Origin of the sequence: Sphingomonas hengshuiensis (genome assembly GCF_000935025.1) — a bacterium.
Classification (GTDB): Bacteria; Pseudomonadota; Alphaproteobacteria; order Sphingomonadales; family Sphingomonadaceae; genus Sphingomonas; species Sphingomonas hengshuiensis.
Genome location: NZ_CP010836.1, coordinates 168932 through 189695, shown reverse-complemented (window position 1 = coordinate 189695; position 20764 = coordinate 168932). Strand labels below are relative to the sequence as shown.

Genomic DNA, 20764 nt, shown 5'->3' with positions numbered 1-20764 from the left:
AAATACACCGTGCGAACACCCCTGCTTGCCTGTACCGTGCTGGTCACCATGCTGGCATCCCCGCTTCCCGACGCCGCCGCAGCGCAAACGCCCCGCGCGGCCCCAGACCAGACCGCCAACCCGTTGCTCGCGCGCTGGACCACGCCGGACGGCGTTCCGCCCTATGACCGAATCCGCCCTGAACAATATGAGCCGGCATTCGACGCCGCGCTCGCCGAGGCACGGACAGACTATCGGCGGATCGCCGACAATCCCGCCGCGCCCAGCTTCGCCAACACGATCGAGGCGATGGAAGGCGCGGGACGGCCGCTGGGGCGCATTGCGAGCACCTTCTTCAATGTCGCTTCCGCCGATGCCACCGACGCCATCCAGGGGGTCGAGGAACGGGTCACGCCCAAACTGACGCGGCTGAGCAACGACACGCTGCTGGATCCGAAGCTGTTCGGCCGCGTCGATACGCTGTGGAAGGCACGCGCGACCTTGCAGCTTTCCCCTGAGCAGGCGCGGTTACTGCAGGAAACGCACAGCCGGTTTGTCCGTGCGGGTGCCGCGCTGAACCCGGCGCAGCGGACCCGCGTCGCCGCGATCAACGAAGAGCTTGCGACGCTGGGCGTCGATTTCGGGCAGAAGCTGCTCGCCGACCAGAAGGCCGGCAGCGTGTTGCTCGGCGCTGCCGAGGTCGCCGGCGTGCCTGAAGATCAGCGCAGCGCCGCCGCGATGGCGGCCGAAGCCGCCGGGCACGCCGGCAGCTTCCTGTTCCCGGCGACGCGCTCTGCCGCCGAGCCGTTCCTTACCGCCGCGCCCAACCGCGCCGCGCGCGAAAAGATCTGGCGTGCGTTCGTGATGCGCGGCGACAATGGCAACGCCAACGATACCAATGCGATCATCGCCCGGATGGTCGCGCTCCGCATCGAGCGCGCCAAGCTGCTCGGCGCGGAAAGCCATGCCGCGTTCGTCCTGCAGGATCAGATGGCCAAGACCCCGGCCGCCGCGACAGAACTGCTGATGCGCGTCTATCGCCCGGCGCTTGTCAGGGCCAAGGAAGAGCTGCGCGACATCGCCGCATATGCCGCCAAGGACGGCATCGCCAAGGTCGAACCCTGGGACTGGCGCTATTATGCCGAGCAGGTACGCAAGCAACGCTTCGCACTCGATGAGGGGGCGGTGAAGCAGTATCTGCTGCTCGACAACATGGTCGCGGCGCTGTTCGATACCACCAACAAACTTTATGGCATCACCGCGCACGAACGGAAGGACGTGCCCGTCTATGCCAAGGGCGTGCGGGTGTGGGAATTGCGCGAGGCGGACGGGCGCACGATCGGCCTGTTCTACGCCGACTGGGTCGCGCGGCCAACCAAGCGGCCGGGCGCGTGGATGAACAGCCTGCGCGACCAGAACACTCTGTTCGGCGAACTGCCGATCGTCGTGAACAACCAGAATATCGTTCCGCCCGCGCCGGGCCAGCCGGCGCAGATCTCGGTCGACGAGGCGCGGACGCTGTTCCATGAATTCGGCCATGGCCTGCACGGCTTGCTCAGCAAGGTGCGCTACCCCAGCCTGTCCGGCACGGCGGTATCGCGCGACTTCGTCGAATTCCCGAGCCAGGTCTATGAGCATTGGGTGACCGAGCCGGAGACGCTGCGCACCTATGCCCGCAACGCAGCCGGCGAACCGATGCCGGAAGCGATGTTGCAGGCACTGCTCACGTCGCGGACCTTCAACCAGGGCTATCTGACGGTGCAGCAGCTGTCTTCCGCAATCCTCGACATGCGGCTGCATGCGCTGACCAGCCTGCCCGCCAATTTCGATGCGCGCGCCTGGGAAGCAGCGGAGCTGAAAGCGCTCGGCGTGCCCGAGGAAGTGGGGATGCGCCACCGCCTTGCCCATTTCAGCCACATCTTCGACGGCGGCTATTCGGCCGGCTATTACGCCTATACCTGGGCCGAGGTGATGGACGCCGACGGGTTCCAGGCGTTCAAGGAAGCGGGCAACATCTATGATCCGGCACTGGCGGCGAAGCTGCGCCGCGAGGTGCTGGAACGCGGCAACACCCGCGATCCGGCGGAGAGCTACACCGCGTTTCGCGGGCGGATGCCGACGCCGGAGGCACTGCTGCGCAATAGGGGTCTGGGCGGGGAGTAACGCGAACAAAGGCGATCTGGCGTGCGCGGGGCGGGGTTGCACAGCTGCCCGGGCTATCGCGGTCGCCAGTCGGAGGGCGGCATTCCCGTAATCCGGCGAAACGCGGCCGCGAACTTGCCGGCATTGGCATAGCCAACCGCGTTTGCCGCCCCCATGACGCTGGCGCCGGCGGCAAGGAGCGCTGCCGCCCGCTCCATTCGCAGCATCGTCAGCCAGCGATAGGGCGCAAGGCCGGTGCGTGCGCGAAGCGCACGGGTGAAGCCGCTGGGATCCATCCCCGCAATCGCGGCCATCTGTGTCACGGAAAGGTCGTCGCCCAAATGCGCATCGACATAGGCGCGCACGCGCGCAAGCCGCTGGGCAGATAAGGGGCGGGCTGATCGGACGTCCGCCGCCGGCGGCGCCGAATCCGCCAGCCGCTTCACGATCAGCGACACGCCATGTTCGAAAAAGGCGGTCGATGCGCCATGCGCCTCGGCTTCGTAGCAGAGCGCGGTGAGGACCGAGGCGAGCAGCGGATCGGCGTGGAAGCGGTGCGATACCGCGTCCCAATCCATGTCGGCGGCGGCATTCCAATGCGAAGGCAGTAGCGCCAGCCCGATCATGTCGACGGGGGAACTGCTGGCCTCCCCGGTGCCGCCCGGCGGCGTGACGACGATCGCACCGCGCCGCCAGCTGCCCTCCAGCCGCCCGCCGCCGACATGCTGCACCAGCCGCGCGCTGCCGCTGACGGACAGGCCGATGCGCAGGTGCGGGCCGTTGGCGATCGGCCCCTCGAACGCTGGATAGCGCCGACGCAGGATCGTCGCACTGCCATCGGGCGACGACAGCACCGTGCCCGAATCCTGGGCACCACCGGCGATCCTTGCCCGATCGCTGTCGACCAAGCTGCTATTTCCCCGATTGGAGCGGTCGGTCTCGGAATGGAGCGGCATGTCCGCGATGATACAGTATTACACGCCCCGGAAAAGAGTCCGGGGAGCGTTTATCCATCATGTCGTCCGTTCGTCTCGCCTGCATCCTCGCGGGCTGTGCCACGCCTGCCGTCGTTCAAGCGCAATCGGCAAGCGATCCTGGGCAGACGCCCGGCCAGAATGAAATCGTGGTCACCGGTACGCGCCGCGACACGCGGCTTCAGGACACGCCCGCTTCTGTGACGGTGTTGACGCGCGAGACACTGGACGAAGCCCGCATCCGCGACATTCGCCAGCTGGATGCCGTCGTACCGAACGTGCAGTTCAACGAGAGCGGCCAACTCGGCAGCACGTTCATTTCGATCCGCGGCATCGAATCGAACCCGTTCATCGTCAATCGCGCCGCCGTCTATATCGACGGCATCCCGTTCCGTGAGCTTTCGAACGCGGTGCTGAACCAGGTCGAATCGATCGAAGTGCTGCGTGGGCCACAGGCGACGCTCTATGGCGCCAACAGCGAATCGGGCCTGATCGTCATCAACACGCGCGCGCCCACCGATCGCACGACGGCGGAACTGCGCATGACGGGGATGCGCTTCGGCAATGGCTGGAACGGCATCGCCGACGGCTTTGTCGGCGGGCCGCTGGCGGGCGGTACGCTGACGGGATCGGTGGCGTTCAAGGTCCAGCGCGGCGACAGCTTCCTGCGCAACCAGCAGCCGGGCCAGCCCGGCGGCCGCATCGAGGAGGATTTCGTGCAGGGTCGCCTGCGCTGGGAACCCTCGGACCGGCTTACCGTCAACATGACCGGCTATATCCTGAACACGCGCGCGCCCGGTGTGTTCGATCAGGAATATGTGCCGCTGGATCTGGCGCTCTACAACAAGACCTATGGTGCCGCCTTCAACGAAGGGAAGTCTGCGGCCCGGTTCGGCTATATCCAGGACGCGCCGAAGCGGACAGACAAGCGCGAGCGCGTGGCGGGTGCGAGCGCCAGCTATCAGCTCGGCTATGGGCGGATCGATGCCGCGCTGTCCTATCGTCACTACAAGAGTGACGCGAAGGGGCTCGATTTCGACTTCACCGCGCTGCCCACCGCCGCCGGACAGGATTTCAAGGACCGCGATTTCTGGAACGCCGAACTGCGCTTCACCTCGCCGTCCGACAAGCCGTTCACCTATATTCTCGGCGCCACCCAGTATCGGCAGAATGACGACCGCTTCCAGACGACCTTCGTGGGGCCAGGCACGCTCGATTCCTATCAGCCATCGCCGCATCAATATGCGCAGGCGCGCGACTGGGGGGTGTTCGGATCGGCCGAATGGGCGCCGCACTTCGCACCGAAGCTGAGCCTGGGAGCGGGCCTGCGCTACGATCATGCCCGGCGCACCGCCCAGCAGAATGCGGGCTCGATCGATCTCGGCAACGGTACCCTGTTCACCTATCGCGATGCGTCGTTGGCCGGTAGTTTCGAGGCAGTGCTGCCGCGCTTCACCGCCCGCTATACCGCGTCGCCGCAGCTCACCGTCTATGCCAGTGCCTCAAAGGGCTATATCCCCGGCGGCTTCAACCTGACGGCAGCACAAGGCAATTTGCCCGACAGCGTGCTGCGCTACCAATCGGAAACCATGTGGAGCCACGAAGGCGGGGCAAAATGGCACTCGCCGGATGGGCGCCTCCGGCTGGGCGCAGCGGCGTTCTACATCCGGTCGAACAACTGGCAGGAAATCCAGGTGGCGACGGATGCTTCGGGCCGCATTCTATCCGCCGACTATATCGGTTCGTCCGCATCGATCGACAGCAAGGGTTTTGAAGTCGAAGCATCGGCGGAGCCGCTGGGCGGCCTCACGCTGACGGCCAATCTCGGTTATGCCGACGCCCGCTACCGCAACCTTCAGGTCGATGCGACGACCAATGTACGCGGCCGGCGCGTCAAGCTGATCCCGGCCTATGACGGCTATCTGGCGGCGCGATACCAGTTGCCCGGCGGGCTGTTCGCGCGCGCCGAGCTTGCCCTGACGGGGAAGCAATCGCTGGAAAGCAAGGGCGACGCGGTGCAGCCGGCGACACAGATGGTCGGTCTCCAACTGGGCTATGCGGGGCCGCGCTGGTCGATCCGGGGATTTGTCGAGAATTTGACGGATGTGCGGCGCGCGACCGGTCTTGCGTTCCGCAACCTCGCATTCGGCAATGATGGCAATTGGTACGCGCCCATCGGCCGCGGGCGGCAAGGCGGTATCGAGGTGCAGTGGAAGCTCTGACCGGCGGCATATCCACGCAGCAGCCCAGTTCTTCGACACGAAGTGGTTGATTCCCGCAGCATGATCGCCGATCAGGATATGATACATCATCTCGTGAGAATCACCATGGCTGCCGAACCTACTATCCCCGTCACCGTGCTCACCGGCTATCTCGGTGCAGGCAAGACTACGCTGCTCAATCGCATTCTCAGCGAGAATCACGGCCGCCGCTATGCCGTGATCGTCAACGAGTTCGGCGAGATCGGCATCGACAACGACCTTATCGTCGATGCCGATGAGGAAGTGTTCGAAATGAACAATGGCTGCATCTGCTGCACCGTGCGCGGCGATCTCATCCGCATCATCGAAGGGCTGATGAAGCGCAAGGGAACGTTCGACGCCATCGTGATCGAGACGACCGGCCTCGCCGATCCCGCGCCGGTTGCCCAGACCTTCTTCGTCGACGACGACGTGCGCGCCCGCGCCAGCCTCGACGCGATCGTCACGGTGGTGGATGCACGCCACATTCTCCAGCGGCTGGAGGACAGCCATGAGGCGGAGGAGCAGATTGCCTTTGCCGATGTGATCCTGCTCAACAAGATCGACCTGGTCGATGCGCAGGAACTGGAGCGGGTGCGCCAGCGTATCCGCGCGATCAACGCCCAGGCGAGGCTGCACGAAACCCAGAACTGCGTCGTCCCGCTGGAGGAAGTGCTGGAGCGCGGCGCGTTCGATCTCGACCGTATCCTGGAGATCGAGCCCAACTTCCTCTCCGAAGACGATCACGAGCATGACGATGCGATCACCTCGGTCTCGTTGCGCTCAGAGGCCGCGATCCGGCCGGAACTGTTCATGCCCTGGCTGCGTATGCTGACCACGAACCAGGGGCAGGATATTCTGCGCCTGAAGGGTGTGCTGGCCTTTCCGGACGAAGAACAGCGCTATGTCGTGCAGGGCGTGCACATGCTGCTCGACGGCGATCACCAGCGCGCCTGGAAGCCGGAGGAGCCACGCACCAGCCGCATGGTGTTCATCGGCCGCAACCTGGATCCCGCCACGCTGCAACAGGGGTTCGAGGCTTGCGCGGTGCGTGCCGCCTGATGGCGACGACGGCTGCGGACAGTCCGCTCATCCAGCGCCATGGCCGCCATGTAGAACTGGAGGCGGCGCCCACCGCTTTGTTGTGGCTGGGCACCAATGCTGCCGTGACGCTGGGCGATGGCCGGCTTTGCTGGATTCCAGACGGGGAAGATGCGCAGCCGGTTCCGGTGCATGGCGGCGCGATCCTGTCGGCATGCCGGCATCCCGACGGCACGGCGATCGTCACGGGCGGTGACGACGGACAAATCTGCCGGGTTTCGCCGGATGGGGCGGTGACCCAGCTCGGCCATTTCCCGCGCAAATGGGTGGAGCATCTGGCGGCGAGCCCGGCGTCCGGTCTTCTCGTCGCGGGTGTCGGCAAGGAGGCGATCGCCTGGACCAGAGGGGCCGACGCGCCGTCGCATCGCTACGCTGTCGCCTCGACGATCGGCGGGCTGGCGCTGGATGCGAAGGGCAAGCGGCTGGCCGTCGCCCATTACAATGGCGCGACGCTGCTCTACGGCACCAACCCGGACAGCGGCCGCGTGGCGCTCGCCTGGACGGGGTCGCATCTCGCCTGCACGCTGCACCCAGAGGGCCGCTTTCTGCTCACTGCGCTGCAGGAAACCGGCCTGCACGGCTGGCGGCTGGCCGATCTGCGCGACATGCGGATGAGCGGCTATACCGCCAAGACCCGCAGCTTCTCCTGGGATCGCAAGGGCAAATGGCTCGCCACCAGCGGCGATGCGGCTGCGATCCTGTGGCCGTTCGACGGCAAGGACGGGCCGATGGGCAAGGCGCCGCTGCTCCGCGCCGAGCGCAAGGGCGCGCTGGTCACGCAGGTTGCATTCCATCCGAAGGACGAGGTGCTGGCGGTCGGCTATGGCGACGGCATTGTCGCCCTTGCACGGCTTGCGGATGAGAACACGCTGCTGCTCGACACCGCCGGCGCCCCGGTCGCCACGCTGGCGTGGAACGATGCGGGCACCCGGCTGGGCTGGGGATGCGAGGACGGGCGCGTCGGCATTTTGAACATGGACGCGCGCGCGTGAAAAGCCCCTGCATCAGCGTGTGCCGGTTCGACGGCCGCACCGGCTGGTGCGTCGCCTGCGCGCGGACGCTGGCGGAGTGCCGGGAATGGAAAAAGGCGCCGCGGCCCCGGCTGCTGGCGATCAACAAGACACTGCCGGCGCGGCTCGCCAAGCTCGACGCCCGCGGCATCCGCGTGTTCGAGGAAGAAGCATGATCGAGATTTCCGCGCTGTGGCTGATGTTCGTGCTGGGGTTGCGCCACGGGCTCGATCCCGATCACGTCGCGGTGATCGACAATATCGTGTTCCGCACCGTGCAGCCTCGGCCGCGTCTGGCGCTGTGGGTGGGCACCTTGTTCGCGCTGGGGCACAGCCTGTCGGTGGCGGTCGTCGCCATCGGAGTGTCGCTGGCGGCGGACGCCTTTGCGCTGCCCGCCTGGAGCGGCCCGCTGGTCGACGCGGCGGTGATCGGCCTGTTGCTGATCGTCGGGTCGCTCAACCTCCACGCGCTGCTGGTCCGGGCGGACTATACGCCGGTCGGTTGGCGAAGCGGGCTGGTGCCGCGGCGGCTGCGCAACAGCACCCATCCGCTTGCGGTGGTGGCGATCGGTGCGATCTTCGGCCTGGTGTTCGATACCGCGACGCAGGCCGCCGCCTGGGGCGCCGCCGCAACCGCCAAGGGGGGTACGACCGCCGCGCTGGCGATCATCGCCGCGTTCACCATCGGGATGATGCTGGCGGACACGCTGGACAGCCAGATCGTCGGGCGCCTGCTGCGTGCCACCGATCGGCCGACGGCGACCGTGCGCCGCTATCGCCGCGCGGTCGGCTGGCTTGTCGTGGCGCTCAGCTTCGGCACCGCCGGCTATGCACTTGCCGAACTGTCTGGTCTGGACGTCGCGCTGTCCGATGGCGCCTTCACGGCAATCGGCATCGGATCGGCGGCGGCGATCGTCCTGTTGCTCGTCGCCAGCCGCTGGCGCGCGCATGCCGGAACCAGCGTCTGATCCTACGCGCACTGCTTTTCACGATATTCCTGAGGGGGGACACCAACATGACATCGAAGCTGCGGCTTCTGCCGCGCATCTCTCTTCTTGCGTTCGCGGCGGCCTTTGCCGCGCCCGCGGCCGCACAGAGCGGCCAGTCCGCCGGGCAAGCGGCATCCGTAGACCAGGAGATCACCGTCACCGGGTGGCGCCTGCGCCAGCTCGACACGGTGACGCCGACCGGCAGCCGGCTTGATCTCTCCATCCGCGACACGCCCGCGACACTCGACCGGATCACCGCCGACGAAATGCTGACGCGCGGCTTTCGCACGGTGGAAGAGGCGACGGACAGCCTGCCTGGCATCATTTCCGGCGGATCGCCCGGCAACCCCACGCTGTTCTCGATGCGCGGCTTCACCGGCGAGCAGATCACGATTCTGCACAACGGCCTGTATCTCGGCCCCGCCAACATGATCAACCGGCCGGGCAACACCTTCAACCTCGCCAGCATCGATGTGCTGAAGGGGCCGGCGTCGGTGCTCTATGGCCAGGGCGCAGTGGGCGGCGCGGTCAACATCGTCAGCAAGCACCCCGATTTTAAGGGCAATAGCGGCCAGGCGCTCGCTTCCTATGGCGAATTCGACACGGTCAGCCTGGGCGCGGGCGGCAATCGGGTGCTGAGCGATACGCTCGCGGGCCGCGTGGATGTGAGCTATCACCGCTCGAACGGCTATGTCGACGATACCGGGCCGCACTCGTTCAACGCGACGGGTGCATTGCTCTATCGGCCCAGCAGCGACCTGTCCGTCGAACTCAGCGTCGATTATCTGCGCGATCGGCTGCCCACCTATTACGGCACGCCGCTATTGCCGGCCGCCGCGGCAACGGACCCGATTCCGGGCATTCTCACATCGGCGAACGGCGCCGTGGTCGATCGCCGCACCCGCTTCGTCAATTACAATGTCGGGGATAGCCGCGCGAACAGCTGGCAGGTCTGGCCGCGCCTGGCCGTCACCTGGTCGCCTTCGGACGCGGTGACACTGTCCAACACGGCCTATTATTTCCACGCCGACCGCGCCTGGATCAACGCGGAAAGCTATGCCTATAATGCCGCCACCGGCCGGGTAGATCGCGATCGGTTCTTCGTGTTCCACAACCAGGATCTTGTCGGCGACCAGGGCAGCGCGACGTTCCGCCACAGCCTGGCCGGGATGGCGAACCAGCTGGTGATCGGCTTCGACTATAACCATCTCGATTTCGTGCGCAGCCGGGGCTTCCCGGACGGCGACAGCGTCGATCTGCTACGGCCGGCGCGCGGCAGTTTCGGCGCGCTCGATCGGCGGGTGAGCCCGACGCGGTGGGACCAGATCGCGCTGTTCGCCGAGGATGCGCTCGATCTCACCGCCAAACTCAAGCTGGTCACCGGCCTGCGGGCCGAGCGGCTGTACCTGACGCGCGAAAACTATAATCTGGATGGCAGCTTCAACGCCGGCTCCAGCTTCCGCCGCGTGTACAAGCCGTTCAACTGGCGCGCCGGCCTCGTCTATGATGTGACGCCCGCGATCACCACCTATGCGTCGTTCAGCACCGGGCAGGATCCGGTCGGCTCCAACATCTTCCTGGTCAATGCCGGCCAGAATTTCGCGCTATCGAACTCGCGGCAAGTCGAAGCCGGGGTGAAGGCGGCGCTGCTGAACGGGCGGGCGTCGCTGACAGCGGCGGTCTATGACATCGAACGGCGCAATATCCTGACCCAGGTGGCGATCGATACGGTCAGCAATATCGGCAGCCAGCGATCGCGCGGGATCGAACTGTCGGGCGAGGCGCGGTTGACGCCGCATTGGGCCGTCACCGCCAGCGGCACCTATGTCGATGCCGCCTATGGCAGCTTCACCGATCCGAACTACGGCGTGGCGGCCTCGGGCAACCGGCCGCCGAACGTGCCGGACTGGACGGCCAATGTCTGGACCAGCGTCCAGCAGATCGCGGGCCTGCCGCTGGAGGCGGGCGGGGGCGTGAAATATGTCGGCCAGCGCTATGGCAACACCGCCAACACGCTGGTGCTGCGCCCCTATGCGACCGGCATCGTCTACGCCACCTGGGCGGTGAACCCGCGGCTGTCGCTGACCGGGCGGGTCAACAATGTGTGGAACAAGACATTCGTGCAATGGGCCGACATCTATTATCCGGCGCAGGTGATGCTGGGTGAGCCGCGGCGCGCCGAGGTGAGCCTGCTTGCCCGCTTCTAAGGCGCGCCGGGTGCTGGGCGCGCTGGTCTGGTTCCACCGCTGGCTGGGCGTGGCCACCTGCCTGATCTTCGCTGCCTGGTTTGCCAGCGGCGCGGTGATGCTGTTCCAGCCTTTCCCGTCGCTGCCCCATGCCGCGCAGATGACGTTGCAAGCCCCGGTGCGGCTTGCCGACGTGACGGTCGCGCCGGGCCGCGCCGCGGCGGCGGTGCCCGGCGCGGAGACGCTGCGGCTGGTCCAGCGGGCAGGACGTCCGGCCTATCTGGTCGGCGGGGGCGAAGCCCTAAGCACCATCGATGCGCAGACGGGCGCGCCGCTCCCGCCGCTGACGCCCGCACAGGCGCTTGCCGAAGCCCGGCGCGTGTTCGGCCCCGCCGCGACCGTCGCCGGGCCGTTCGGCTATGACCAATGGGTGGTCCACAACCGGTTCGATCCGGCGCGGCCCTTCTACCGCCTCGATGCGAACGACGCGGCGGGGACCCAACTCTATTTGTCCGCGCGTTCGGGTGAACTGCTCCAGCGCACGACCTGGAGCGCGAGGGCGTGGAACTGGCCGGGAGCGGTGCTCCACTGGGTCTATATGACGCCGCTGCGGAAGGACTGGCGCGCCTGGGATTCCAGCGTCTGGTGGCTGTCGCTGGTCTGCATGCTGGTGGCGATCGCGGGCACGGTACTGGGCGTGGTGCGGATGCTGGCGGCGCGGCGCCTACGCCCGCCGCGTATCAGTTTCTATCGGCGGCGCTGGCTGCGCTGGCACCACCTGCTTGGGCTGGGCAGCGCGGTGTTCGTGCTAGGCTGGATCTTCAGCGGGTGGCTGTCGATGGACCATGGCCGTCTGTTTTCGCGCGGCACGGCGACGGACGTGCAGGCGCGGCGTTATGCGGGTTGTTCGCTGGCGGATGCCCTGCAGCGTGTGAATCCCACGATATTGGCCGGGGCAAATCTCCGGGAGATCGGGTTCACGCCGCTTGCCTGCACGCCAGTGCTGACCCGCTATTCTGGGGATGGCCGCGCCGATCGCGTCGACGGCGCAGGGCACATCATCGACGAGGCAGCAATGCGCGGGCTGGTACAGCGCGCGGCGCTCGCCGGCTGGCCGGGCGCAGCGCATGTGCGCATCGATCCGATCGATCCCAGCGCAACCGATGCGCTGGCCGAAGGCTGGCCCGCTTCGGCATGGCGGGTTCGGCTGGATGCGCGGGGCCGGCCCGATCTGGTTGTGGACGGCGATACCGGCCGGCTGCTGACGGTGATGGATAGCAGCCGGGCCGCCTATGCCTGGGTCTATTACGCGCTGCACACCGGCAATGTGCCCGGCCTGACGACGCGCCCGGTGCTGCGCCGTACACTCTTGCTGCTGCCCCTGACGGCGGGCTTCCTGTTCAGCATCACCGGCGTGGTGCTCGGCTGGCAGCGACTGCGCCGCGCGGGCGGGGTTACCGCGTTTCGACCGTGAGGTGCGCGAGTTCGTGAACGGCGTTGAGACGCTCTCGAATCAATTCACCATCGCGAACCCCGGTGACGCTCACGATCGCGGCGCGCGCCTCCGGCCCCACCCGCCAGACGTGGAGATCGGTGATCCGTGCATCGCCGGCAGTTTCCACCAACGCGCGCACTTCCTGCGCAACAGAATCGTCTGTGGCGTCCAGCAGGACCGCAGCCGTATCGCGCATCAGGCTCCACGACCACCGCGCGATCACCACCGCACCGACGATCCCCATCGCCGCATCCATCCACAACCAGCCAAGATACCGCCCCGCCAGCAGGGCCGCGATCGCAAGGACGGAGGTCAGCGCGTCAGCCATGACATGCACATAGGCCGAACGCAGATTATTGTCGTGGTGGTGCCCGTGCGCCCCATGGCCATGGTGCGCCCCGTGATCATGGTGGTGATGGTGATGCCCTCCGCTCAGCAGAATCGCGCTGACGAGGTTCACCACGAGGCCGAGCGCTGCAATCCAGGTGGCGGCGCCGAAATCGACGTCGGTGGGTTCGAACAATCGCCAGACCGATTCGGCGCCGATCGCGGCCGCGACCAAGCCCAGAACCAGCGCCGAGGCGAAACCGGCGAGGTCGCCAACCTTGCCCGTCCCGAAGCTGAATCGCCGGCTGGCGGCATGTTGCCTTGCATAGGCATAGGCCGCCGCCGCGATCGCCAGCGCGCCGGCATGAGTCGCCATATGAAACCCGTCGGCGAGCAGCGCCATCGAGCCGGTAATATAGCCTGCCGCGATCTCGCCCACCATCATCACGGCGGTGAGGCCGACCACCCACAGCGTGCGGCGCGCATTCGCCTCATGCGCCGCACCGAGGAAATTGTGCGCGTGGGTCAGCGCCATAGCATTCGTAGCCTCGGGCATCGAAAGATCCTATTTGGAATAGCGGCGGATCACCGCCAGCAGTTCGTCAGCACCCTGCGCGCGCGCTTCATCGGTCAGTCCGGCTGCTGCGACATGCGCTTCAAGATGGCCTGCGATGATCTCGTCGACCAGTCCGTTCACCGCGCCTCGCACCGCAGCGACAAGGTGCAGCACCTTCGTGCACGAAGCGTCTGCGGCGAGTTCCCGCTCCACCGCCGCAACCTGGCCGGCGATGCGGCGCACGCGCGCAATCAGCTCGGGTTTACTATCGCTCACATGACTCATAGGGATACCCCCTACCCCTATGTGCTTATGCGTGGCAAGTGTGGTACGAACCTATGCCCTGCGGCACCAACCGGCAGACGGTCCGGCAGATCTTCCTATGCTAACCCTCGAGACAAACGGAGCTGTCCCCTGAAACGCTTGGCCTTCCCTATCGCCGGGGCCGTCGCCCTGCTTGCCCCCGGCGCCGCGCCGGCCGGTGCCCAAACGCGCTACGACCCGGCTGTCACCTTTGCGCCGCTCACTCTTCCCACCGCTGCCAACACGATCCGCAGCGCGAACGGCATGCCGGGGCCTGGCTATTGGCAGAACCGGGCGGACTATCAGATCCGGGCGACGCTCGATCCCGGCGCAAAGCGGATCAGCGGCACCGCGACGATCGCCTATACCAACAACAGCCCCGACCGGCTCGACACTCTCTGGCTCCAGCTCGACCAGAATCTCTACCGGCCCGGATCGCGCGGCGGCATGGCGAGCGGGCATGCGCCCGGCGGTACCACCGACGGCATGGTGATCGAGGCGGTCGAGCTGCTGTCTGGCGGCAAGACGATCGCGGTGACGCCGGTGATTTCGGACACGCGCATGCAGGTGCCCTTGCCGGCGGCATTGCCATCGCACGGCAAGCTTTCCCTGCGCATCCGCTATCACTTCACCATTCCCGGCGAATGGGGCGGACGCATGGCCTGGGGCAAGGCCCGCGACGGCGAGGTGTACAACATCGCGCAATGGTATCCGCGCATGGCGGTGTATGACGATCTGCGCGGCTGGGATCCGCTCCCCTATCTCGCCCAGGAATTCTATCTCGACTATGGTGACTTCGACTATTGGGTGACGCTGCCCGCCGGCATGATCGTTGCCGGATCGGGATCAGCTTCAAAAAAAGCGTCTACGCCTCCGAACAGCTCCGGCCTGACGTGGTGGCGCGGCGCGAGGCATGGCGGGCAATGCAGCCGATGCTCAGCGCCAAGCGCCTGATCTTCTTCGACGATCCTGGTGTCGCCACCGACAGGGCCCGGCGCTACGGACGCGGACAATGCGGAAAGCGAGTCCGCGACTATGCCCGCGCCGGGCGCGGGAAATCCCCGCTGTACAAGGTCGAACCCTTCGCTGGCGCCGCCTTCATTTCTCCCAGTCCCAATCTATCGAGGACTTGGAGGCGGCTGGCTGGGGCTCGTTCGATGCCTTGCCGATTGCGGTTGCAGGTTCGGCCGGCGGATAGGCTGCGCCCATGAACTGGAGATAGGTCTGCTTGGACCTGGGGTCATATTCATATCGGGCGAGCGCCGGACGGTATCGCGCCATGTCTTCCTTGTTGAGATGTATCGGCGGCGTGGAGCCGGGCGGGATCAGGGTTTTCCATGCCGGATACGCCGCCAGTTGCTTCTGGAAATCGGCCTTGATCGCCGCAAGCGCCGCGGGCTCGGTGATCAGATCGACAACGCTGGCGATCAGGGCCTTCGAGCCGACCGCGATGCCCTTGTGCGCAATCGGCGTGGCCGGGCCGAGAGCCGCCGACCAGTGATGCCCTGCAAGCGCGCCGTCGGGCTTGGCCGGGATGTACATGCGAACATAGGGCACGTTCCACGAGATGTCCCCGGCGTCGGAGGTCGAGGACCCCTGGCGATCGGAGCTTAGCGGATCGACCTTGGTCGGCAGGCCCTCGACCGGAGCGCCCATCGATTTCTGGACGGCGCGGGCAAAGGCGATATCGTCCTTCGACCAATTCGGCATGCCGATCCGGGTGATGTTTTTCACGACCAGTTCCGCGAGCAGACGATTGCCATTTACGGGCCAGGAACCCGAAAGGACGCGCTCGCTGACTCGCGTCTTGGTTGAAAGCGCCGCGCCCTGGGCGATGTCGCGGACCCAATCGAGCACGTCGCTCACGATCTCAGGACTCTTCGCGCGGATATAATACCAGACGGTCGCCTCATAGGGCACCACGTTGGGCTGCTTGCCGCCGTCCGGGATGACATAATGGACGCGCGCGTCGGCGGGGTCATAGCCATGTTCGCGCATCAGGTTGACGCCGGTATCCATGAGCTCGACAGCATCCAGCGCGCTGCGACCCTGCCACGGTCGCGCCCCGTGCGCCTGTTTACCGCGGAAGCTCCACTGCACGGTCACGTTCGCGAAATTGTTGAGGCCATAGCTGGCGCCGAATGCAGTGCCGATATGGACGTCCATCATCGCGTCCACGCCCTTGAACAGCCCGGCATTGGTCATATAGCCGCGGCTGGCGAGCAATTCCTCTGCCGGTCCGCCATAGACGACCAGCGTTCCGGGGAAATTATACTTGTCCTTGAGCGCCTTGAACGCGAGCGCAGCGCCGATCAGCGTCGGCTGGTGGGTATTATGACCCTCGCCATGCCCGGGCGCGCCGGGGACGACGGGGTCGTGCGCCAGCGCGGCAGGCTTTTGCGAAGCGCCAGGAACGCCATCGAAGTCGGACATCAGCCCGATCACCGGACCTCCCGAGCCATAGGTCGCCCGATAGGCGGTGGGCATCCCCGCCACCCCCTTCTCGACCTTGAAACCCGCCTTGGCCAGCGCTTCGGTCACCAGCGCGATCGTCTTGAATTCCTGAAAGCCGATCTCGGAATAGGAGAAGATCGCATCGCTATACCGGCCCATCAGGTCGGCATTGGCATCGACGACAGCAAAAGCCTCCTGCTTGAGCTGCTCGGCGCTGGGCTTTTCCTGCGCGGCCGCAGGCGAGGCGGCCAGCGCGATGGCGAGGATAACGCTAGAAGTCCGGTACATGGTCACTCTCCCCCCGCATTGGGATCGTTCGATGCCAAGCCGATCGCCGTTGCAGGCTCGGCTGGTGGGTAGGAAACCTTCATGAACTCGAGATAGGTCTGGCGGGATTTGGGATCATATTCGAACGGCTTGAGTGCCGCGCGGTAGCGACCCATCTCCTCCACGTTGAGGAAGGTCGGCGGATCGGCGTCCGGCGGGATCATGCTTTTCCACTTGGGATATTGGGCAAGCTGCGCCGCAAATCCGGCCTTCACGCGGGCCAGCGCTTCGGGACTGGTCATCAGATCGATCGCCGAGCCGACCAGCACTTTCGCGCCCGCCGTAATTCCCTTGTGCGCGAGCGGGGTGGCGGGCGCGATACCGGCGGACCAATGATGGCCGGCCAGTTCGCCGTCGGGCTTGGCGGGAATACGGAGCCGCACGAACGGCGTCTGCCAGCTCACGTCCCCGGCATCGGTGGAGCCCGACGCCTGGCTCGCCTTGCGCAGCCTGCCCACCTGTGTCGGCATGCCGACGACCGGCGCGCCCATCGATTTCTGATAGGCCCGTGCGAACGCCTGATCGTCGGCGCTCCACTGGGGCATGCCGGCGATTTCGATGTTTGACTGCACGACTTCCGCGAGTTCCTTGTTGCCGTTGAACGGCCAGGATGCGGAGAGGATACGTTCGGTGACGCTGGTGGAGGTGGAAAGCGCAGCGCCCTTGGCGGCCTCGCGTACCCGCTTGAACAGGTCCCACACACCCTTCGCGCTGGTATCGCGGAAATAATACCAAGTGGTCGCTTCGCCCGGCACGACGTTGGGCTGCTGTCCGCCGTCGGGGATGACGTAATGCATCCGCGCCGATGGCGGGATATGTTCGCGCATGAAATCGGTCGAGACGTTCATGATCTCTACCGCATCGAGCGCACTGCGGCCTTCCCAAGCCCGCGCGCCATGCGCCTGGAGCCCGGTAAAGGTCCATTGCGCCGACAATATCCCCAGGTTCTGGAGGCCCCAGCTCGTGGCCAGATCGGTGCCGATATGGACGTCGATGACCGCGTCCACGCCCTTATAGAGGCCGGCATTGACCATATAGCCGCGGCTGGCGAGGAGTTCCTCGGCAGGGCCGCCATAGATCACGATCGTGCCGGGCAGCTTATACTTGTCCTTGAGCGCCTTGATCGCGAATGCGGCGGCGAGCAATGTGGGCTGTCCGGTATTATGGCCTTCGCCATGCCCGGGTGCGCCCGGCACAAGCGGTTGATGGGCCAGCACGGTCGGCTTTTGCGAAGTGCCGGGCACGCCGTCGAAATCGGCCATAAGGCCGATCACGGGTCCATCCGAGCCATAGGTCGCGACGAACGCGGTGGGCATTCGCGCGACGCCCTTGTCGACCTTGAAACCGGCCTCCGCCAGGGTAGCGGTGAGCAACGCCACGGTCTTATATTCCTGAAAGCCGATTTCGGCGTAGGAATAGATCGCGTCGTTGATCCGCCCGATCCGATCGGCGCCGGCATCGACGATCGCAAAGCCCTCGCGCTTCAGCGCATCCGCCGAGGGCGACGCAGTCTGCGCGATCGCTGCAACCGGCAGTGCCGCCAGCATCGTCCCGGCGATCACCCTGGCCAGGCCGGCGGACAGTTTCTCGATCCAGATCATTCGCGTTTTCCTTGGGGCTCGGTTGGCTGCAACCGTCGTAGGAAGGACACTCGGGCCGTACCCCGCCGCCCTGTCGAAACGGCGGGGTTCGGCTCAGAACTTTATGCGGAAGGTCGCGCGATAGGTGCGGCCGTACATGTCGTAGAGGGTCTGGTTGGTCGCGGGAAAAGACGGGGCACTGTTCCCGGTAGGGCCGCGTGCGACGAGTACCGGATCCGAGTTGAAGATGTTCGACACCGAAATCTGGAACTCTCCCAGCGCGCCAAGTGCATCGAATGCAGTGGTGACCGAGGCGTCGAGCCAGAATTGGCCATCGACATGATTGTTGTTGATCGTCCGATGCTCGACCGTCGAGACCGGGCAGTTCGACGTGCATTCGATATAGGAGTTGTTGATCACACCGGCGCTGACGCCGCGACCGATCAGGCTGAACTTGAAGGGATCAATCTCGTACAGGGCATTCAGGCGGTAGATCCAGTGGGGAGGACCGCCGCCATTGGTCGCATCATTGGTTCCGGCGGTATCCTGCGCCGCCTCCAGCCCGTTATCGACCAGATTTTCGATATAATGCGTGGCCAGCGCGCGCAGCGACAGGTTTCCGCTGCCCAACGACATCCGATAGCTCGCCTCGAAATCGAGACCGCGCGAAAGCTGTTTGGAGAAATTGAACGGTGCGAGCTTAATCTGCAGCAGACCGCTCGATAGCGTCGTGATGTTCGCGCATTGCGCCGCGACATTCTGAAGGTAGCAGAGATCGGCGACCGTTTGCGGCTGGAGCGAACCGATCGCCTCGCTGATCTCGACCCTGTAATAGTCCGCCGAGAAGGCGAAGCCGGGCAGGAAGGTCGGTGTGAACACCAGGCCTGCGCTCCAGCTGTCGGCGACTTCGGGCTTCAGGTCCCGATTGCCGGTGGCCAATTGTTGATAGGCGGCGGAGGCGCCGTTGATGATGACCGTGTTGCTGCGCCCCGTGCCGGCGGCGAACAGTTCGTCGAGATTGGGCGCACGGATGTCGTGCGAGATCGTGCCGCGGAACTTGATGTCGGACAGTGGCGCATAGGTCGCGCCGACTTTCCACGTCTGCACATCGCCAGAGGTCGAATAGCTGGTGTACCGACCCGCCGCATTGAGATCCAGGCCCGAGAATATCGGGACCGCGACTTCGAGAAAGGCTTCCTTGACGTTGTAGCCGCCGACGTTCGGCAGATAATTGCCGTACTGCCAGCCGGTCTTGTACCGCTCCTCGACGAACCCGTCGACCTTCTCCTCGCGATATTCACCGCCAAAGGCGACCGAGACCGGGCCGGCGGGCAGCGCGAACGGGTTCCCGCTGAAGGTCAGCGCCCCCACCTTCTGGGTGATGGTCTGCAGGCGATAGGGCGTGCCGAGAACATAATCGAGCGCAGCCTGGGTAACGCCCCCGGTGCCGATGCGGTTGAGCGGCACGCATGCCGCATCGTTGTTCGACAGGTTGCTGTCGGCATTGATCCGGCAGGTGACGGTCCCCGCCGCCACCCCTTCGGCATTGCCGGCGGGCGCGTAGATCGAGTCGGTCGCATTGGCGATCCGGGTGTTGTTCCAGGTGTTGATCAGGTTTTCGTTGAGCTTGGACTTGCCCGACTGGTAATAGGCGTCCCATTTCCAATTGCTGCCCAGCGCATCGAAATTACCGTTCGCGCCGACCACATAGCGCGTGACTTCGCGAATGTTGGTCGCCGTACCCGGAGGGATGCCTTCGTTAGACGTCCCGACGGTGATGGTTTGAAGATTGTTCGCGACCATCGCGGCCCGCACCGATGCCGGCAGAAACGCATTGTCGCGCCGGATGGAGAGATTGCCCGCGTTGATCGACGAGATGTACACCGAATAGCCCTCGTCCCGATTGAACGAGCCCTGGGCGAAGACTTCGATGTCCGGCGTGAGCTCGAAGCTGACGCGACCGAAGGTCCCGATGCGCTCCTGACCCGGCTGAAACGAGTTCACGCCGACCCAGTTTTCCGAAGTCGCCTGCCAGTCGCCGCCGATCATCCACGCGCCGCTGACCTTTCCGAAATTGAGCGTGGACGTCGTCGCGCGTCCGGTCGCGGGATCGATCTGCCCGAAAACCGTTCCGCGCAGGGGACCGGAGGTGATGAGGCCCCCCGGCGTGGCGTTGCTTGGACCGATATTATAGCCGACATAGCGCTCGGGCTTTCCGTTGCCCGCCACATAATCCGGATTGGTGATGTGGAAGTAACCCTGCTGGTTCCAGTCCCGATCGATATAGTGGATCCCGGGAAGCTCGAAATACTCGGCGCTTGCGATGATCTTCAGCCGGTCATCCATCAGCGAAAGGCCGCCGGTGGCGCTCAATTTGTAGAATTCGCCGTCGCCATAGTCGGTGATGCCGGTCTCGGCCGACATCTTGAGACCCTTGAACGACTTGTCGAGGATGAAGTTGACGACCCCGCCGATCGCGTCGGAGCCATAGGCCGCGGACGCACCGCCGGTGACGATCTCGACGCGTTCGACCAGTTGCTGGGGGAAGGTGTTGACGTCGACCAGGCCCGTCGCGGTCGAGGCCACCGACCGTTGCCCGTCGAGCAGCACCAGCGTGCGGCCTGCTCCCAGGCCGCGCAGGTTGATGGCGTTGATGCCGGCGGCGCCGCCGCTCAGCGAACCGGTGCTGCTCGCAGGCGTCGTGCTGCCCGCGATCGACGGCAGCTGGTTGACGAAATCGGCGAGGTTGGCGGGCGCCTGCGCCTGGATATCCGCGCTGGTGAGCACGCTCACCGGCGTAGGTGCGCTATAGCCATCGCGCACGATGCGCGAGCCGGTTACGGTGATCTCGCCTTCAGGTGCGACCCCGGGGCTTTCGGATTGTGCGTTTTCTTCCGCGCTTTCTGTCGAGGCAGCATCTTGCGCATGCGCCTGCGCACTGATGCAAAGAGCGATAAGACTGACGGTCGCGATTCCAAATCGTCTGGTGCCGCGCGCCCGAGAGAGCGCGCTGCTACCCGGATTGTTATAGTGCCCAATCATTATTGCCACCCCCTTTTTATGTAATTCGGGCAGCCTCTCCCCAATAGATCGCTTCGGAAT

Annotated in this window: 15 protein-coding genes; 9 read left to right on the top strand and 6 right to left on the bottom strand. The window is 65.5% G+C overall.

All coding sequences use genetic code 11. The features are described 5' to 3' along the window. Positions 1 to 9: 9 nt before the first annotated feature. Positions 10 to 2142, top strand: a complete 2133-nt coding sequence (locus tag TS85_RS00875; protein ID WP_227698617.1) for a M3 family metallopeptidase — start codon at positions 10 to 12, stop codon at positions 2140 to 2142. A gap of 53 nt (positions 2143 to 2195) precedes the next feature. Here TS85_RS00875 and TS85_RS00870 read toward each other — a convergent pair whose 3' ends face one another. Then, positions 2196 to 3029 carry a helix-turn-helix domain-containing protein gene (locus TS85_RS00870; protein WP_044335619.1) on the bottom strand — a complete coding sequence of 278 codons (834 nt, stop codon included), beginning with the start codon at positions 3027 to 3029 and terminating at the stop codon, positions 2196 to 2198. Between the two features lie 107 nt (positions 3030 to 3136). Here TS85_RS00870 and TS85_RS00865 point away from each other — a divergent pair, with 107 nt between their 5' ends. The 7 genes from TS85_RS00865 (at position 3137) to TS85_RS00835 (ending at position 12094) form a co-directional block, all read left to right on the top strand. Further along, entirely contained in the window at positions 3137 to 5317 is a 2181-nt protein-coding gene (locus TS85_RS00865) for a TonB-dependent receptor (protein WP_044329846.1), read from the top strand. Between the two features lie 105 nt (positions 5318 to 5422). Then, positions 5423 to 6397 carry a CobW family GTP-binding protein gene (locus tag TS85_RS00860; RefSeq protein ID WP_044335617.1) on the top strand — a complete coding sequence of 325 codons (975 nt, stop codon included), beginning with the start codon at positions 5423 to 5425 and terminating at the stop codon, positions 6395 to 6397. Beyond that, positions 6397 to 7428 carry a WD40 repeat domain-containing protein gene (locus TS85_RS00855; RefSeq protein ID WP_052507656.1) on the top strand — a complete coding sequence of 344 codons (1032 nt, stop codon included), beginning with the start codon at positions 6397 to 6399 and terminating at the stop codon, positions 7426 to 7428. The genes TS85_RS00860 and TS85_RS00855 overlap by 1 nt, the downstream gene beginning before the upstream one ends. Continuing rightward, complete coding sequence (locus TS85_RS00850) at positions 7425 to 7622, top strand: DUF1289 domain-containing protein (protein ID WP_019367761.1); 198 nt, start codon at positions 7425 to 7427, stop codon at positions 7620 to 7622. The genes TS85_RS00855 and TS85_RS00850 overlap by 4 nt, the downstream gene beginning before the upstream one ends. Continuing rightward, positions 7619 to 8413 (top strand): HoxN/HupN/NixA family nickel/cobalt transporter, encoded by a 795-nt coding sequence (locus TS85_RS00845; RefSeq protein WP_044329842.1) that lies wholly within the window; start codon positions 7619 to 7621, stop codon positions 8411 to 8413. Before TS85_RS00850 ends, TS85_RS00845 begins: the two co-directional genes overlap by 4 nt. A gap of 47 nt (positions 8414 to 8460) precedes the next feature. Beyond that, positions 8461 to 10641, top strand: coding sequence for a TonB-dependent receptor (locus TS85_RS00840; protein ID WP_044329839.1), 2181 nt, complete (start codon positions 8461 to 8463; stop codon positions 10639 to 10641). Next, a complete protein-coding gene (locus TS85_RS00835) occupies positions 10628 to 12094 on the top strand; it encodes a PepSY domain-containing protein (protein WP_227698616.1) in 1467 nt (488 codons plus the stop codon). The genes TS85_RS00840 and TS85_RS00835 overlap by 14 nt, the downstream gene beginning before the upstream one ends. On the opposite strand, the gene dmeF is transcribed toward TS85_RS00835, so the two are convergent. Next, entirely contained in the window at positions 12075 to 12998 is a 924-nt protein-coding gene (gene dmeF / locus TS85_RS00830; protein WP_044329837.1) for a CDF family Co(II)/Ni(II) efflux transporter DmeF, read from the bottom strand. The genes TS85_RS00835 and dmeF overlap by 20 nt on opposite strands. 9 nt (positions 12999 to 13007) lie before the next feature. Further along, on the bottom strand, positions 13008 to 13283 hold the full coding sequence (locus TS85_RS00825; RefSeq protein WP_044329835.1) for a metal/formaldehyde-sensitive transcriptional repressor: 276 nt from the start codon (positions 13281 to 13283) through the stop codon (positions 13008 to 13010). Between the two features lie 138 nt (positions 13284 to 13421). Between TS85_RS00825 and TS85_RS00820 the strand changes: the two genes are divergently transcribed. Continuing rightward, on the top strand, positions 13422 to 14255 hold the full coding sequence (locus tag TS85_RS00820; protein ID WP_227698615.1) for a gluzincin family metallopeptidase: 834 nt from the start codon (positions 13422 to 13424) through the stop codon (positions 14253 to 14255). Positions 14256 to 14399: 144 nt separating this feature from the next. Here the strand turns inward: TS85_RS00820 and TS85_RS00815 are convergent, their stop codons facing one another. The 3 genes from TS85_RS00815 to TS85_RS00805 form a co-directional block, all read right to left on the bottom strand. Further along, positions 14400 to 16043 (bottom strand): amidohydrolase, encoded by a 1644-nt coding sequence (locus TS85_RS00815; protein ID WP_052507654.1) that lies wholly within the window; start codon positions 16041 to 16043, stop codon positions 14400 to 14402. Between the two features lie 2 nt (positions 16044 to 16045). After that, positions 16046 to 17683, bottom strand: coding sequence for an amidohydrolase (locus TS85_RS00810; RefSeq protein ID WP_052507653.1), 1638 nt, complete (start codon positions 17681 to 17683; stop codon positions 16046 to 16048). A 93-nt stretch (positions 17684 to 17776) separates the two neighbouring features. Beyond that, positions 17777 to 20509, bottom strand: coding sequence for a TonB-dependent receptor domain-containing protein (locus tag TS85_RS00805; RefSeq protein ID WP_044335605.1), 2733 nt, complete (start codon positions 20507 to 20509; stop codon positions 17777 to 17779). Positions 20510 to 20764 lie beyond the last annotated feature (255 nt).